Source organism: Gilliamella sp. CG25 (genome assembly GCF_046635705.1).
Taxonomy (GTDB): Bacteria; Pseudomonadota; Gammaproteobacteria; order Enterobacterales; family Orbaceae; genus Gilliamella; species Gilliamella apicola_I.
Genome location: NZ_JBIDFJ010000005.1, coordinates 1 through 17,277, shown reverse-complemented (window position 1 = coordinate 17,277; position 17,277 = coordinate 1). Strand labels below are relative to the sequence as shown.

12 protein-coding genes are annotated in these 17,277 nt (G+C 36.2%); 4 read left to right on the top strand and 8 right to left on the bottom strand.

The window, feature by feature from the left end; all coding sequences use genetic code 11:
• Positions 1-131: 131 nt before the first annotated feature.
• The 8 genes from ggt to ACGH6P_RS05165 all read right to left on the bottom strand — a co-directional run bounded on the left by ggt (position 132) and on the right by ACGH6P_RS05165 (position 8,926).
• Positions 132-1,835, bottom strand: coding sequence for a gamma-glutamyltransferase (gene ggt, locus ACGH6P_RS05200; RefSeq protein ID WP_411596899.1), 1,704 nt, complete (start codon positions 1,833-1,835; stop codon positions 132-134).
• A gap of 290 nt (positions 1,836-2,125) precedes the next feature.
• A complete protein-coding gene (gene celB / locus ACGH6P_RS05195; RefSeq protein ID WP_411596898.1) occupies positions 2,126-3,487 on the bottom strand; it encodes a PTS cellobiose transporter subunit IIC in 1,362 nt (453 codons plus the stop codon).
• A 14-nt stretch (positions 3,488-3,501) separates the two neighbouring features.
• Positions 3,502-3,990 carry a hypothetical protein gene (locus tag ACGH6P_RS05190; RefSeq protein ID WP_411596897.1) on the bottom strand — a complete coding sequence of 163 codons (489 nt, stop codon included), beginning with the start codon at positions 3,988-3,990 and terminating at the stop codon, positions 3,502-3,504.
• A gap of 15 nt (positions 3,991-4,005) precedes the next feature.
• Positions 4,006-4,347 carry a PTS cellobiose transporter subunit IIA gene (locus tag ACGH6P_RS05185; protein WP_411596896.1) on the bottom strand — a complete coding sequence of 114 codons (342 nt, stop codon included), beginning with the start codon at positions 4,345-4,347 and terminating at the stop codon, positions 4,006-4,008.
• Between the two features lie 2 nt (positions 4,348-4,349).
• Positions 4,350-6,359 carry a BglG family transcription antiterminator gene (locus tag ACGH6P_RS05180; RefSeq protein ID WP_411596895.1) on the bottom strand — a complete coding sequence of 670 codons (2,010 nt, stop codon included), beginning with the start codon at positions 6,357-6,359 and terminating at the stop codon, positions 4,350-4,352.
• A 150-nt stretch (positions 6,360-6,509) separates the two neighbouring features.
• Positions 6,510-6,827: a PTS cellobiose transporter subunit IIB gene (locus ACGH6P_RS05175; RefSeq protein ID WP_411596894.1), complete on the bottom strand. Its 318-nt coding sequence runs from the start codon at positions 6,825-6,827 to the stop codon at positions 6,510-6,512.
• 51 nt (positions 6,828-6,878) lie between these two features.
• Positions 6,879-8,315, bottom strand: coding sequence for a 6-phospho-beta-glucosidase (locus ACGH6P_RS05170; RefSeq protein WP_267359201.1), 1,437 nt, complete (start codon positions 8,313-8,315; stop codon positions 6,879-6,881).
• A 383-nt stretch (positions 8,316-8,698) separates the two neighbouring features.
• A complete protein-coding gene (locus ACGH6P_RS05165) occupies positions 8,699-8,926 on the bottom strand; it encodes a ChaB family protein (protein WP_220216686.1) in 228 nt (75 codons plus the stop codon).
• 556 nt (positions 8,927-9,482) lie between these two features.
• Between ACGH6P_RS05165 and ACGH6P_RS05160 the strand changes: the two genes are divergently transcribed.
• The 4 genes from ACGH6P_RS05160 to ACGH6P_RS05145 all read left to right on the top strand — a co-directional run.
• A complete protein-coding gene (locus ACGH6P_RS05160) occupies positions 9,483-11,876 on the top strand; it encodes a type VI secretion system Vgr family protein (RefSeq protein ID WP_411596893.1) in 2,394 nt (797 codons plus the stop codon).
• A 2-nt stretch (positions 11,877-11,878) separates the two neighbouring features.
• On the top strand, positions 11,879-12,808 hold the full coding sequence (locus tag ACGH6P_RS05155) for a hypothetical protein (RefSeq protein ID WP_411596892.1): 930 nt from the start codon (positions 11,879-11,881) through the stop codon (positions 12,806-12,808).
• Positions 12,809-12,836: 28 nt separating this feature from the next.
• Positions 12,837-16,832, top strand: a complete 3,996-nt coding sequence (locus ACGH6P_RS05150) for a toxin VasX (protein ID WP_411596891.1) — start codon at positions 12,837-12,839, stop codon at positions 16,830-16,832.
• Positions 16,833-16,852: 20 nt separating this feature from the next.
• On the top strand, positions 16,853-17,277 hold a 425-nt coding region (locus ACGH6P_RS05145; RefSeq protein WP_411596890.1), incomplete at its 3' end, for a DUF6708 domain-containing protein.

Below are 17,277 nucleotides of genomic sequence, written 5' to 3'. Positions count from 1 at the left end.
CCCGTCTCATTGACGGGCTTTTTATTTACTTTTTACCATACTTATCTAGAAAAAATCTAAGTGTAATCCTAATTATTGATAGCACAATTTACCCAACACATTGATTCTTTATGTAATCTTAAATTTATCCTCTAATTGACGATAATCGCTTGACCTCTTCCACGGATATCTGACACGGCTTCTGGTTTATTATTATGAATTTTAATCACTTGAATATCTCCGCTAAAATCTTGTTGCACGAAGCGATACCCCATGTTTTCTAACTCTTTTTTAAACAAATTCGGTACAGTTGTTTGAAACCGCTCAACAAAAATCACATTGTTCGGCAATAATTGGTGGTGATAACGTACCGCATCCACTGCATCTTTTAATGACATCTTATTATCATAAACATTAGCCACGACTTGAAAAATAGAGGTAAAGATGCGCGAACCACCAGGGGTACCTATCACCATTTCTACATTATTATTTTTGATAAATAGGGTTGGAGACATGGATGACAATGGACGTTTATTGGGTTCAATGGCATTTGCATCATTACCGACCACACCGAATTGATTAGCAATACCGGGCTTGCTACTAAAATCATCCATTTCATTATTAAGTAAAATACCTGTACCCTTGACAATAATAGCCGAACCAAACCAACCATTTAACGTATAAGTATTTGATACTGCATTTCCCCACTTATCAACAATTGAAAAATGCGTTGTTTGTAACTTTTCATGTTGCCAGTCTAAACCCGGTTTCACTTGCTCAGTTTTCGAAATCGTAATAGGATTAACTTGTTTGGCACGTTCAACTAAATATTGTTGATCGATAAGTTTTGCAACGGGGACACTGATAAAATCAGGATCGCCCATGTATTCGGCGCGATCAGCAAAAACACGTTTTTCAATTTCTGCTAATAAATGGATATATTGCGCAGAATTGGGCTTAATATCCTTAAACATATCAGCTAATACTTGCTTCATTAATAATAGTTGAACCAGCCCAATGCCACCGGAACTTGGTGGGGGAGCGGTAACGATTTGCATATCATGCCAATTGGCAATCAAAGGATCACGCCATTTAATCTGATAATTTGCTAAATCACATTCAGTAATAAAACCATTATTGTTTTTCATTTGTTGGGCGATCAGTTTGGCTGTTTCCCCTTTATAAAATCCGTCACGACCAAACTGCGCTATTTTATTTAAGACGTTACCTAATTCAGGTTGTTTAAATAGTTTATTGGTTTTCATATTACCAAAATATTGCTTAAAATAACCGTTGTTTGGCGCAGTCACAACCGCTTCTTTATAACGTTCAATAAGTTGCGGTGGGACAATAAAACCCTCATTAGCAAGGCGGATTGCTGGCGCCATCACTTCTTGCCAGGTTAATTGACCAAAGCGTTGATGAACAGCCCACATACCGGCAACCGTACCCGGTACACCAGAAGCTTGATGAGAATAAAGACTTAAATCAGGGCTCACTTCATTATTACTATCTAAAAACATGGTTTTATAGGCATTATGGGGGGCAACTTCACGATAATCGATAAAATAAGGTTTTCCATCCATCCAAAGTGTCATAAATCCACCACCGCCAATATTGCCAGCCTCAGGATAGGTCACGGCAAGGGTAAATGCAGTAGCCACGGCGGCATCGGCTGCATTTCCACCTTTTTCAAGTATTTCCTTCGCTGCCATAGCACCATAATTATCCGGTGAAGCAACTGCACCTGCTTCTAATTTTAGTTGATGAGTTTCAACAGCAAGCACTTGCTGAGATACCAATAAAAACAAAGCAAAACAGCAATACTTAATGAACAGATTTTTCAAATAGGACATACAACACCTCCTGCTAAATACATGATAACTTCCCCCACTTTTGTCGCTAGGCATCGTTATTATTAATGTGAAAAGCGAGTCAAAAATTGAAATGGAGGAATAGATGAATATAGCATAGAAGATTCATGCATTGAGTAAATTATGTTCAGTGATTGTTAATGGACGTATTGATAATTCAACACAATTTTTAGTTTGCAAAAACTCATCAAAAAAAATCACGATTGATGAATGATTAATCGTGACTTAAATTAACACTTATAAATTGATAAAACGGTTATACTTGTTTATTTTTAATCGGCTTCGCCAACTTCTTGAACATCATCAACTGGTTTGCCTTGCTCTTCTTTAAATAATTTATTGTCATAAAGTTTAACAAACGGAAGATAAATAAACAGAGCTAAAATAGCAGACAGTATCGCAACAATGGCCGCCTTATAATCTCCACCTGTCCCGATAAAGGCGCCTAATCCCATTGGTGACGGCCAAGGAACTAAAGCAATGATTGGATTCATAATACCCGAACTAACAGCAAAGTAACCTAATGTTCCACATGCCATTGGCGCTAAAAAGAAAGGTAAAGCTAAATAGGGATTATAAACAATCGGCATACCAAAAATAATCGGCTCATTAATATTAAATATGGCAGGAACAGCGGACGCACGACCTAAAATTTTTAACTGGCTTGATTTAGCAAAAAAAGCAATAAAAAACGTCATTAACAGTGTCGAACCTGAGCCACCTAAAATGACTAATGAATTATTAAATTCACCCGCGAATGGAATATGTGCACCTGCGGTATTTTCGGTCATATTGGCTAACATAATTGGCGTAATAAATGCCCCAATAATGCTTGCCCCGTGAATACCTACAACCCATAATGCATGGATTAAAAAAAGAATAACCATAATCCCTAACCAACTTTTGGTTAAGTTAGTCACAAACGTAAACGGAATACTGACAATATCAAAGATATCTGTCCCCATAAACACTAAAAAGCCATTTAAAATAATGATACAAAAAGCAATAACAAACGTTGGAATCAACGCCGTAAAGGAGCGTGAAACACCTAGTGGTACGGTTTCGGGCATTTTAACAACCCAATTTCGTCTGACACATAAAAAATAAAGATGCGTGGCGACTATTGCCATGACAATAGCAATAAAGATCCCCGATGTGCCTAAGCGAAACACAAAAGGGGTTAAACGTAGACCATTAAACACAAGATTACTTTGATCACTGAATAATGTAATCACCCCATTTTGCATGACTAATTCCGGTAAAGTCATAAAAAATGCAAAAGCCGATAACATTGCACCGTTAAGGGCATTCACTTTTAAGCCTGTCTCCTCAGCTTCAATTTTGGTTAATTCATAGCCCACAACAAAATTAAAATAGAGCGCTAAAATACCGATTGTAGCGGTATTGGCAATCATATACAGATCACTGACCCGAAAAAACGTATTTTCAAAAAAACCTTCTAACCCCGTGAATGTCATTGGCAAGGTATTAAAAACTAAAAACATAGAGCCAACAATTGAAAAAGGTACTGATGCCATACCGGCAGCCATTACCGCGCGCACAATTTTAAATTGTGATATTTTTGCCATTGGTGTCATTAAATACTTTTGTAAAAACACAAATCCGGTATTCATTTTGTTTTCCTCATCTAATTAATAATTTCTTCATAAGCTTGGATTCGTTTAAAATGTTTATCCTCGTTACGTTGAATTTTTGCCAATCTTTTAAGCATTAAAAAAGCCATTACACCACTCCCAATTAGTAGCCCCATGATCGTATTTAAAACAGATTGCGAATCTTTTAAAAATGGAAAAAAGATATGAAATAAAGATGTATAAAGGGTGATAACTAACACGCCACACATTAAAAGCATCATTTGAAAAAATAACTTAGCAAATGGCAGAAAGTTATCATGATTGCGATAAAGCTTTACTTGTTCAAAGGTGGTTAATGCACCCAAAATAAAAAGCGTAATAGGCAAAATAGCGGTGTAGGACTTCGAGCCAAGCAAAAAAACAGCCCAGTAAAGATTCAAAAATAGCAAAAAAGCAGTCGAGTAGCGAATCGCTAAAAAACGATTAAAATAAAGATTGGTTAAACTCAATTTTTTAGACTTATCTAATTGGGCGTTTATCATCGTTGCTTAACCTCTTTAGTTAGCCGATAGCTGATCATATTTTTGATATAAAAATGACATCTCAATTGCAATTTCACGCATTGTCATGGTTGTCATTAAATGGTCTTGAGCATGTACCATAATAATTTCCATTTCGATTTGCATACCATTGGCATAAGATTGCAGTAATTCGGTTTGAGATTGATGGGCTGCTAAAATTTCATGATTAGCCTCTTCAAGAAGTTGATTAGCCTGGTCAAACTTGGCTGTTCGCATTGCCTGAAAGGCTTCATGGATTTTGGTTTTGGCATTGCCGCTATGCAAAATAATATTAAAAGCGACTAGTTGAATATCTTCTGAGCTCATTTTTTGAATCATTGTTACGCTCCCTTTTCTATAAGTTTAATAAACAGTGATTTAAATTCGGAAAAAGTTTGGCATTGTAATAATTGATGTTGCATCGCTGAATCATCAATCAAATTGACGATTGCTTTTGTCATCATTGCTAAAGAAGGATTTTGATAAACAGACGGTGAAATAAGAAAAATAAAGCGAATATCAGGGTAGTTTTTATCCCAATAGACCCCATGAGGAATCAGCGCAATCCCCATTTTAGATAATCTTCCGACAGGAACAGCAGGATGCGGTACCACAATGTTAGGACTAAAAAAGATATCTCCTAACACCATTCGTTTAGCCATTTGCTTAATCATCTTTGATTTATAACAACAGGCTTCATTGACCGCTAAACGCTCCAATAAAAGATCTAAAATATCGTCTTTCGTTAATGGACATTGACAATAATAAAAGTAATCAGCAGTTAGCTCTTCAACGACTTGCTCAAGATAGGACAAATGGCTTTTTTCATTGACGATATGAGCCGATGACATCGTGTTCAGATTGGATGAAGTTATGACATGACGTGAAGAAAGATAACGCCGAATTTTTTGCACATCTTCTTCAGTAAAAAAAACAGAAACATGAAAAACCGGAATTTTAAAGACTTTGGCAGAAAGATCGACTGAAGAGATAATAAAATCCACTTCGTTTAACATGTCGGGTTCAATTTCATAATAGCCTCGGGTATCAATAATTTTAATACGCTCATCAAATTCACACTCGACCCGATTTTTTAAAAGCTGAGCGCTACCCAATCCGGTTGCACAGATAATTAATACTCTCATTTTTTGCGCATTTTTCAGTTTTTCAACGGAAGCCAAAAAGTGCAGGGCTAAATAACCCCATTCATCATCAGAAACAGTTAACTTAGTTAGATTAGGGAGTTGTTTAAAATAGTGCTTAACTAAGTCAAATAATTCGGGCGAGCAGGTTTTGATCTCATTAAGTAATGGATTTTCAAGTTTGATATTTTGCGCTAACCTTACTAACATCGGTTTTAAATGTTGAACCAAGCCATTTTTTAATTGCTCATCTTTCAAAAATTGATAGCCTGTTTCAAGCTGAATCTTAAGTAATAAATCGGTTAACATTAAGCTCAATTGCGCATCTAAATCTTGTTGGATAAAGTTAGATTTACTCATCAAATGCAAGGTTAAATACATCTGTTCTTCTTTTGGAAAAGCAAAACCAATTACTGTCTCAATGCGATCAATTATTTTTTTCGCAACGTGAAATTCCAATGAGCTTTTAGTTGTTTCTGGCATATCCAGATTTTGAATGGTCAGACCAGATTGTAAACGTTTAATGCTTAAAGAAAGATGCAACACAATATTTTGCATCATCACATCGGACAATTTTATGTTTGCTTCACGACACTCATCTAAAATAATAATGGTTAACGTGTCAAAACTGATTGCATCACTAAACTTATTTAAATAAGTTAAACGCTGCAAAAAGTTCATGGATTCCTCGTGAAAAAAATAGCTCATAATAAAATGACGTTTGGCTTTTTCTGCACCGTCCACATAAAACAGCTGTTTATTTTTCTTTAAAGTCAGTTCGAAGGGGTGAAGCTGAGTTTTTATTTCCAGCATATCTTTATTGAGTTGTGATGAACTAATAAATAACTGTTCGGATAATGCTTCAATATCGATTTTTTGACATTCCAGTAATAGCAGATTAAGAATGTAGTGTTTGCGGTGACAGACTTCTCGTATATTGGCTTGTTCTTCATGCCGATCTAATAAATGATGTTCAATCAAAAACGAATTAAACACCGTTCTATCCAAGATTTGCAATTGATAACCATAGCCTTGTTTACTGACAATTTTGGCGCCATTACATTCAATCAATGCTTTCAAATCGTTAAGATAAGTACGAACAGTTCTATCGGATAATGATAACTCAGTTGCCAGCAACGCACTGCTTTTAAACTGATTTTTTGAGCCGACTAATAGGCTAATAAGATCGCGTTGTTTATTTTTAATCATTATCATCCACACCTATAACAGCTAAAAAGATAAAGAATAGTGTGGTTGCTTTAGTTTGCTAATCAGACACACTCTAAGCAACATCGCTGGGCGCCGACCCTAAAACGGTCAAAAACGGCGCCCAATACTGAAAACAGCAATGATCTAAAATTATTGGATCTTTTCCTCAATCAATTTTGCTAATTGTTCAATACCCGAAGGGGTAGGGATATAAGCTTGAAAAGGAATACTGACAACAGGCTTACCGACTTCATCGCCCAATTTTTTGAATTTATCTAACATCATCATCGTTTGTGGACTAATTAAAAACAGGGAAAAATCACTATTTTTAATCATACTACTGCCTTCGGTTGCTGAAACAGCATCAACTGAAATCGCCTTATTTTTATTGGTAAAATATTCGGTTGCTTTTTTTGCCATTAACGATGAAGACATACCCGCAGCACAAATAATTAACGCTTTTTTCATAGCTTCTCCTAAAAAGTTGTTATCCATAAAATGGGTTATAAATCAGAATTTTTATAAAACTTCACCATTTGACTCAATCACTTTTTTGTACCATGCAAATGAATCTTTGCGACTACGTTTTAACGTGCCATTCCCTTTGTTGTCCTTATCGACATAAATAAAACCATAACGTTTTTCCATTTCGCCCGTGCCTGCCGAAACTAAATCGATACAGCCCCAAGGGGTATAGCCCATTAAGTCAACACCGTCTTGCAAAACAGCCAGCTTCATTTGCTTAATGTGTTCACGCAAATATTCAATACGATAATGATCATGTACTGCACCATTAGCCTCGACTTTGTCATAAGCCCCAAAACCATTTTCCACGATAAATAACGGCAAATGATACATATCCGTAAACCAATTTAATGCGTATCGCAATCCTTCAGGATCGATTTGCCAACCCCAATCCGATTTTTTGACGTATTGATTTCCGATCAAATCGGTTTTTTCATTAAATTCATAACGATCGTTGCCTGCTTTATGTCTGATGGCATTGGACATATAATAACTAAAGCCAATATAATCGACGGTGCCGTTTGCCAGTACCTCTAAGTCTTGGCTGGTTACATCTAACTTAAAGCCTTTATGCTGCCAATATTTGATAATATGATTTGGATATTGACCATGGACATGCACATCGGCAAAAAAGTATTTACGTTCCATGACTTTTTGCGCCATTAATATATCACTCGGCTTACAGGTTTCGGGGTAGATAGGTACAAAAGCAATCATACAACCGATTTGAAAATCGGGATTGATCGCATGACCAATTTGCACGGCTTTAGCACTGGCAACTAACTCATAATGAGCCGCTTGATACATAATTTCTTCACGATTATCGCCTGCTTGATAATAAATCCCTGAGTTGGTAAATGGCGCAAAATCCTCATCAAAGTTGGCTTGATTATTAATTTCATTAAACGTCATCCAATATTTGACTTTATCTTTATAACGATCAAAACACACTTCGGCAAAACGAACGAAAAAATCGATTAATTTTCGATTACGAAATCCACCATATTCGGTGACTAAATAATAAGGCAATTCAAAATGTGAAAGGGTGACAACTGGCTCAATATTATATTTTAAACATTCATCGAAAAGATCATCATAAAACTTCAAGCCTTCTTCATTTGGCGCAAGCTCATCACCTTTAGGAAAGATCCGTGTCCAAGCAATCGACGTTCTAAAACATTTAAAGCCCATTTCGGCAAAAAGTTTAATGTCGTCTTTATAATGATGATAAAAGTCGATGGCTTCATGATTAGGATAATACTCACCTTCAATAATTCCTTCGGTAATTTTACGATAACTTTTTGGCGAACCAACGGTCATGACATCGGCAACACTTATTCCTTTTCCACCCGCTTGCCAAGCCCCTTCTAATTGATGAGCAGCAACGGCTCCTCCCCATAAAAAATCTTTTGGTAAACCTTTATTATTCATAATCAAGCACCTATGTTTATTGACGATTCAAATTTAGTATAAAAGGAAAAATAAAGAATTACTAACCAACATTTTCCGTATTGATAAGGAAAATATCAGTGCAATATGGCAGGTTTAGCAAAACAGCAAATACAAGAAAGGAGAAAATAAAGCATGAGGAAAATAAATTAATTATAGTTGCCAGATATCAACCAAAACGCTAAAAGAAATTCACACTATATATTGATCATCACAATAGAAATCGGTATTAACCATAAAAGAGTCTATTTGACTGAGTAAGAGCTTCAGATTTGACAAAATATCACACTAGATTGAACATATGAATAAGCCAACTATCATAGTTGGCTTTAGTATTGTTCTAATACTCAATCATATTGATAATATTATTTAGCGACCCATTTGCCGTTTTCATCTTTATGATAAAGTTTTTCAACTGCCGACCAAGCAACACGAAAGGCAACTTGCTCAGGCGGACTATTGTCTCGGCGTTTTTTCGGATCTTGGTATTCCTTAATCGCACTATTAAATGCCTCTTTAAAGATATCTTGAGCATGTTCTGGCAGTACATGACGTACGGATTCAGGTAAATCATTGCGTGTTTTGTATGGCATATCACATCCCCTTTAAAAATGAATTATACATAATTGCAAAATTAATGGTGGGTAAATAGCGTCTGAAAAAGATTACTGAACTTTAAAGTTTTACACATTCAATACAATAAGGAATTAACAAAAAATAATCAATCATAATCTCTAAACCGATGTATGAAAATATTCAAATATGTTTCTATTGACAATAAAACCACAAATTACATCGATACTACACAATGTTAACAACACAGTTTTCCCCAAAAATTAGGTTTAGTTAAATACCGATATCTCACCTAATTAAATTTTAAATAACGACTAATAAGTAAAATTTACTAAGTAACAACATTAACGTGTAATGTAAATTTACAATAACAATGTACAAATTGATTGAAAAATTAAGTAATCAATCAATGAAACCACTAATCTATATTATTAATTTATTGGTTGATTTATCACTAAAAAAAAGGTAATTTATAAACTTATTGATTACTCATTAATCTTTTTTGCATTTAATAACTTTAATAAATATTTACAAACATTATTTTGTATGGGATATGCTTTGTAAGGGAATACTCGGATGTCAATTTCAAATCAGTCTTTGCTTAATCTAGTTTCTGCCGGTCTTAATGCCTTTAAAGGTAGTGACACCCCCCAAAATCGTTATATTCTTAAACTTGATAAATCCAGCGAATTAGATGATATTTCCATTTATTCGGTCGACCTTCAAGAACAGCTCGATAACCTGTGGCAATATACCATTATATTTACGACCGCTAACCGCTCACTGTCAACCGATGCAATCTTAAAACAACCGGCATCGTTTTCGTTTTTACCGGCGTCAATGAATGCGCTGGTTGGTGGGATAAGTTCACTGGATAAACGACCGTCAACCCGCACCGTTCATGGCGTGGTAACCGAGTTTAGTTTACTGTCGACCAGTAAAGATGAAGCCCGCTATCAAATCGTGTTACAACCTAAATTAGCCCTATTAAAAAACAATATAGGTTGTGCCATATATCAAAATCAAAGTGTTGTTAGTGTGGTGGAATCAATCTTACGCCAACATGGTTTTACCGGCATAGACTACCGCTTAGAATTAACGCAAACCTACCCGATAAGAGAGCTGATAACGCAGTGGAAAGAAAGTGATTTAAACTTTATCTTGCGCTTACTGGCAGATGTCGGGATATGGCTACGTTTTGAAACGCATGCTGAACATCATTGTGGGGTGATTGTACTGGGGGATGAACAACAAGCCTTTACCAAACATGGTAGCATACTATACCAGACCCCAAGCGGAATGGGAGACCGCAGTTGTGACAGCATATGGGCATTATCGCAAACCACACACACTACATTACAAACCGTCACAGTAAACGATTACAATTATCGTCAGGCAAAAGATAACATGCTATCGACTGCCAACACGGCTGTCAATTCAACCACGACATATGGTAACGATTACCGATACGATGAACATTACAAAAACCGACGACAAGACAAAGAAGAAAATGTTGTAGAAAGTGGGGAATGGTATGCCAAAATCCGGCATCAGCAGGCAATCAGCCACCAACAGATTATTTATGGATATTGTAATGATTTTACGCTGACACCGGGGCAACAGGTGTTTATCGAAAACAGTCCTTTAGATAACATTCAAGACGGCGTAATCATCTTAACCACACGGGGCAGGGGAGACCGCAGTCAACCTTATCAAATCGAATTTACGGCAATACCATTTAATGTATTAATCCCTTACCGCCCACAAGTGTTACCTTTTCCGGAAATAAAAGGGACACTACCGGCCAGAGTGACCAGTCCTGACAATGATACGTATGGTTACATTGATATACACGGTCGTTATCGGGTCAAGTTTAACTTCGACTTAGCACAGTGGCGCAGTGGTGAAGAAAGTTTATGGGTTAGACTGGCCCGAAGTTATGCCGGCAATCAATATGGCTTCCATTTTCCGCTGATTGACGGCACAGAAGTTGCCATCGCCTTTACTAACGGTAATCCCGACCGCCCATATATTGCCCATGCCCTGCATGACAGTGCGCACCCCGACCATGTGACGACAATAAACAAACACCGTAATGTGATTCGTACCCCAACCAATAACAAGTTACGCATGGATGACAAACGGGGGCAAGAGCATATCAAGCTGGCGACCGAATACGGTAAAACACAACTCAATATTGGGCATCTTGTTAACAACAACAAAGAGCAACGGGGTGAAGGGTTTGAACTGCGTACCGATGAATGGGGGGCGATTGCGGCGAATCGAGGATTGTATTTGACCAGTCAGACCGAGCCGAAAGCGCAAGGCAAGCAACTGGACATGCAAGGGGCAATTGCCGAACTGGAAAATGCGTTATCGATAGCTAAGGCACTCCAAAATGCGGCGGAACAAGCGCAAAGTCATGCGCCTGATGTTGATTCACAACAACAATTACAAAGTGCAGTAACCAATATATCACAACCTGGCATTCTTGCTTATGCCCAACAAGGCATAGCGTTAACCAGTCCTGAAAATATCCAGCTTACCAGTGCCAACAGTGTAACGGTCACAACGTCAAACCAGACGGATATCACGGCGTTAAAAAATATTACCATATCCACATCAGAAGCGATTAGCTTACTGGCACAAAAATCGGGGATGAAAGTGTTTGCCAATCAAGGTGATATCGATGTACAAGCCCAAACCGACCAACTAGCCTTGGCGGCAAAACAAGATATACAAATAAACAGTGTCGACAGCAAAGTAGGCTTTACCGCAGCGCAAGACATGACGTTTGTTTGTGGAGGCTCGTACATCAAAATCAGCAAGGCAGGGATTGAACTCGGCTCGCCAGATAATGTTTATCTTAAATGTAATGCAATGCAAAAAATGTCACCTGCGACCCTAAACAAAAAAATTCAACTAAAATCAAGCGAGTTAGATGTTAAACTCTGTACCGAAATGGATTAAATATGCTTAGAGAATTAAATAAAAGAGCCAGTTTCAACAAATATCGCTATCTTTTAGTTGATAATAAAATCGCACTTAATTCGGTCAGTCCATTATCACGTAGAGGATTACAGAGTTTATATGGTGAAGATAAATCATTTGGCGAAAAAAAACTTACAACGGTTTTACGCACTGATTTAGATTATGATCCAAGCGTATGCCCAACATTAGTTATGCTTGCTGAACCTTATCAATTTTTAGAACAAGCAATCATTGATAAAATCACGATGCAAGCCTCGGTTGAATGTTTTTGGTCAAAACGGTATATCTGTGCATTTATTGTCACCGATCTTAAACCGTCAATATTGGCAAAACAAATTATTAATATTGGAAATCACATCGCGAAAACATTGCGACAACATTATTATCCCTTTTTTGAACCTTTCCGGATGCAATTTTTACATGAACTTGGTTCAGACCAAGACAACGCATGGCTCAAAGCGCAATTTTCACAAATTGAAAACTATTATTATCCGTCAATTCACAATGGCGAATTTATTCCTTATATAAATAAAGACGAATCAACAATAGAACAAGGGTGGAGTATTGAATACTGTGAGCGTTTAAAAAAATTAAGGGTCATTCGTACGCTTGTTAATGCATGGGCAAATAACCGCACACGATTTGAGGAACAAAAAAATGTGCCACTTGAAAAGCAGGTAATTATACAGGCAACACAACTAATTGAACAAGCTGACAAATTGGGCTTAACCGATGCTGCTGATATCCTGTTTTGGGGATTAAATGGATTACGGTATCAACATCTATTTACTACACATTCACAAGTACTTGAACAGATACCTAAAGCACAACTGGCACCCGGTACATTCTCTAAACATGTCATTAACGCCAAGATTAACCTTGAAAGTCAAATCCATTTATTAACAGAATAAAGAAAAAGAAAGAATTAAAGAGTATACGATGAATAAAGCAGAAAACATTGTCATAGAAAATAAAAACGAAGCCTGTGGTAATTGCCTGGCGTGTGGTCGTACTGGAATTCCGGTATTTTTATTGCGTCAGGCGGTGATAAAAATGAAACCACATAAAACGGTTGGGGCGGATCCCGATTATCAAGAGTTGGCAAATTATACAAAAAATTTAAATTTTAAATCACGAATGCCCGATGAAGAATTAAACGAATACGGTTATATTTTACGAACTTTGCGAGACGGTTACATCTATGTAATGCAACAACAAGGTGAAGATATAAACAGTCGAATAATCCATACATATGAATGTATTGAAGGGGCGTTAAGATTAAAAAACAACTACGAACTCGCTTGTACCGAACCAAGACCATTATCAAAAGCCTGTAAAAACCACTGTCACACTATTCCGGCAGCATTTATTCATCTACAACAAGACTATACTCAAGCATGGGTAGCATACAGTGCGCAACCTTGGAGTACAACAGCCGTTGAAGATTATCTAAAAGAGCAAGACAATCAAGTATTATCTCGTTTTACCAAAATAGATATTACTAATTTAGCTCAGTCTCCGGCAGAAGCAACCGGTAACCGGGCTGTCCCGTTTACCGATATCTTTGGTCAGGTAAATAATACCGAAACCCCAAGCAAAGTATTGGAGTTTCGTTTTGATGATAATAAATTACCTTTCTTTGAATCGGCGCATCCCTTTAACAGTTTTAAACAGCAAAAACAACAATTTGCAACGCATGCTAGCCAGTTATACAAAGGATCGAAACCAATATCTTGTGGTGTTGTATTAGAAGATACCTTTGGCATTGCCGAAGAACTCAACACACAGCGCATTGTGCATCTGCATATATTTAATGAACAGCCACTGACTGACGATGAAATCAATTTAGCAGAAGAAACAATAAACGGTTTTGACGATATTGATAATTTGAATAAAATTTATGAACAACGTGCGAAAAACATGTTCAAAACCATTAATCCTAAGTTACAGCGACAATTTAACTATTATAAACCGGTTATGTTCAAAAAACGCATGATATTGCAATTAATTGAACAATACCGATCTTCTATTATATCTGTTTATGATCAACAAATTGCAAAAGTAGAAGAAGAGATTGAAAATTTTAAAAATTCGGGTCTGGACACTGTAGGCTATAATGGCATTCCCGAATCGACAAGAATGCTTACTCGTGTAAGCCGTTTATATGCAGAAAAAAGAGAAAAGCTTAAGGATTTTGATGATTACATCGATCAAGGTGAAATTGAAAAATTCAATATTGAATTAGAAAAAGCATATAAAGAAGTAGTGAACTACCATAAAGAGTGGTCATTAGACTATTTTACGTATGCTCGTTGGTTATTTGGCAAAGATGGCTTTACCTCAGCTTTTACTGAAACAAAACCACTTAACGTCAATACCAACCATTTTTGGCAACGTGAATTTGATTTTAGCAGTCAAGACACGCAACTAGTCTATCTATCGCAAGTGACAAATATGTTACTCGATACCACCCATTCCGAAATAAAATTGGATGAAGACAGCGCATTATGGGACGAACTACTCAGTAATCCTGAAAGTATTTACTATATCAGTGAATACGATAACCCTAAAGGGATCGATCAAGATAAAGAACTCTATGTTGATCTGACCGATAATAGTCTGTTAAAACCCCTTGAACTGATATCAAATGCGACTAAAATTTTTTCGGTTATTAATCGTTATACAGAAGAAAAACATAATAACGAGTTAGAAAATAAATTAATAGTTTTACGTGAAAATAAGAAACAAGCAGAAGCTGAAATTAAGCAAAACCAACAAAAAATAGCCGAACTGGAAAAGCAAAAGCAAAACATTCCAGCCAGTGATCCCGCTGCACAAGAACAGCTTAGAAAGCAAAAAAAAGGTTATGAGATCCAAATTCAGCAACTTAACAAAGAACTTAAAGCCATTGAACAACAGCTATCTAATCTTACCCAAACCGCCGAAACAGCCGTTACACTAGAAAGCAAACCGCTAGCAAATACAGCACTAAAAAAGCAGGCAATTTTGGCGAAAGATACCTTACGTTTTCCAATTAAAAGCGAGTGGATGCGGTTAAATGCGTTTGATCAACTTGCTAAACTTGGGGCTTTGCCGGTTGAAATTAATGTAGAAGTGAGACCCGCAAATATTGCTAAAATTCAGAACTTATTCACCCAAATGCACCGGTCTTTTTTTAATAGAGGCATTTATCACCCACACGAACTTGCCTTTCTCGACAATTTTGATATTGATGAAAAGCCAGTCAAAACGGGAGCGGGCAAAGTGCAAAAGGTTAAATTTACGTTATGTTTTCCTGATATACATACTAAAACTTTATTTGTTAACTTTATAAACAGCATCAACGGCAAATTGAGCCCTTATAATTTAAAACAATTTATGGAGCAAGCCTATAAAGATTATTTCAAATTAAAATATCAACAAAAAATACGTCTTGAAAGCTTAGAACATGCTAATCGAGGCAAAACAACCACGACCCAAATATTAAACGAAACCAGTGATAAAAATACAAACCGAGCCAAAACTAAAATTGATGACAAAATTGGAAAAGTGAAAGATGTTGTCGTGTTCAATGAGAATCAAAAAAATCAGAGTAACATTCGAATTAAGATAGAGGATGCTGAAAATCAAATCAAAAAAGGAAAATTTACCTTTAAAGTCAATCTTGCAGTTAGTGGGGTATTAGGATGTATTAATTTAATGAATATTAACGATATGCTGAAAGATTGGGATAAGGTTAAAGAAGGTAATGGCACTCAACAAGCCCAACAACAGCTATTTAAAGAATTGTTATCATTAGGACTGATTGCTGTTGATATCACCAGTCAATATCAATATATCAAACTGAATAGGCAACTGAAAGATGCGCTCTATGCAGGTAAAAATGTGAATATGCTCAATGCAAAAATCAACCTTAATAGTATGATATCTACCACGGTCAATAAAGTATTTGGGGTAATGTCTATCATCGAGGCTGGTGGGGAGTTTATTAGTGCATTTGGTCTGCTAAATATGGAAGATAAAACTTACTTTATACTACGTTCAGGTGGTGCTTTATTATCAGGAATTGGTTCTTTCGTGCTTATAGTAGCAGGGGGCTGGATGATTATACTTATTGGTGCCATTTTAGCGATTTCAGGTGCAATTATGATTATGTTTAGTAAAAAATATGATAATTTAACCCCTATTCAACATTGGTTAAACCGCTGCTGTTTTGGCACACAGAAAGAGCTTGATTATTTGGGCTATAGTGCCTATCAAGAAGAAGATTACAATGATCACAGCGGTTTTGGAGCGGCACTCAATGACTATGCGGTTATGGTCTCTAATATCCAGACTTTTATTCGTTTATTACCACCTTATCTTAAAGTCTGGTATTCATCACATAGACCGGGTGGTCACAATCCAAATCGACGTCATGTTTATTTTTATTTGGATATTCCCGATTTTAGCAAATATAATCAAAATGAATCTGCAACAGCACTTATACGCATATTTATCACCCATTTTAACGATAAAATAGCATTTGACCCCGTTCCTGAAAGATATATTGATCTAAAATGTCGTATAACGACAGAAAATATAGAGGTATTAGAAGTCATAAAGTACAATGATAATATAGAAAAATTTGCCAGAACGGATAAAAATGCCTACTTTGAAAAATACGAAAGAGAATATGATCCAATCACCGGCAAACCTTTGCCTGATGATAACAAAATTATTGAGCCTGCTGAATTTACGTTAATCACATCCGCAAATAATATACAAACTGAAACACACACCAATGTTGATGAACCTATAAAAAACGGTTTAATTATCAATAAATGGATTGCAGGCACAATTGGTGAAGCCAGTATCGAAAAATATCATATTATGATTCAGTACAATAAGTATGATGACGTACCGTTAATCATTAATAAAAAAAGTAAAATCTAATTAAAACAAGAGGAACAAAAATGCCGTCAAAATACCGCCCACAAATACCTGGTTGTATTGGCGATTTAAATAAAGGCCCCACATATTTAATGGGTGCCGATAATCGACTACTTTATACTAATGATAATTATTGTGTTTTCATTCGAAAACCGAAAATAGAACAAATTGGTCATACATTGGGTTATTTATTAGCGTTTATTTGTTTGATTCCAGCAACTGTTTTAGTATCACTTTTAGTCTTTGTATATAATACTTCACATGATGTGAAAATCGAAATTGTAAGTATATCCGCTTTGATAGGTTGTTTTTTAGGGTTTTATGCGATTTTACCTGAATTATACCAAAACTTATTTACTTGCCGAGGTGCTCCAATCATTTTTAACCGTAAAACAGGTAAAGTTTATGTCAACGAAAGCTATTTTTATAATTTTAAATTTCTAAAAAA

Excerpts from the sequence above, each read along its gene's own strand:
- ggt (WP_411596899.1), bottom strand. The coding sequence starts at position 1,835 with ATGTCCTATTTGAAAAATCTGTTCATTAAGTATTGCTGTTTTGCTTTG.
- celB (WP_411596898.1), bottom strand. The coding sequence starts at position 3,487 with ATGAATACCGGATTTGTGTTTTTACAAAAGTATTTAATGACACCAATG.
- ACGH6P_RS05190 (WP_411596897.1), bottom strand. The coding sequence starts at position 3,990 with ATGATAAACGCCCAATTAGATAAGTCTAAAAAATTGAGTTTAACCAAT.
- ACGH6P_RS05185 (WP_411596896.1), bottom strand. The coding sequence starts at position 4,347 with ATGATTCAAAAAATGAGCTCAGAAGATATTCAACTAGTCGCTTTTAAT.
- ACGH6P_RS05180 (WP_411596895.1), bottom strand. The coding sequence starts at position 6,359 with ATGATTAAAAATAAACAACGCGATCTTATTAGCCTATTAGTCGGCTCA.
- ACGH6P_RS05175 (WP_411596894.1), bottom strand. The coding sequence starts at position 6,827 with ATGAAAAAAGCGTTAATTATTTGTGCTGCGGGTATGTCTTCATCGTTA.
- ACGH6P_RS05170 (WP_267359201.1), bottom strand. The coding sequence starts at position 8,315 with ATGAATAATAAAGGTTTACCAAAAGATTTTTTATGGGGAGGAGCCGTT.
- ACGH6P_RS05165 (WP_220216686.1), bottom strand. The coding sequence starts at position 8,926 with ATGCCATACAAAACACGCAATGATTTACCTGAATCCGTACGTCATGTA.
- ACGH6P_RS05160 (WP_411596893.1), top strand. The coding sequence starts at position 9,483 with ATGTCAATTTCAAATCAGTCTTTGCTTAATCTAGTTTCTGCCGGTCTT.
- ACGH6P_RS05155 (WP_411596892.1), top strand. The coding sequence starts at position 11,879 with ATGCTTAGAGAATTAAATAAAAGAGCCAGTTTCAACAAATATCGCTAT.
- ACGH6P_RS05150 (WP_411596891.1), top strand. The coding sequence starts at position 12,837 with ATGAATAAAGCAGAAAACATTGTCATAGAAAATAAAAACGAAGCCTGT.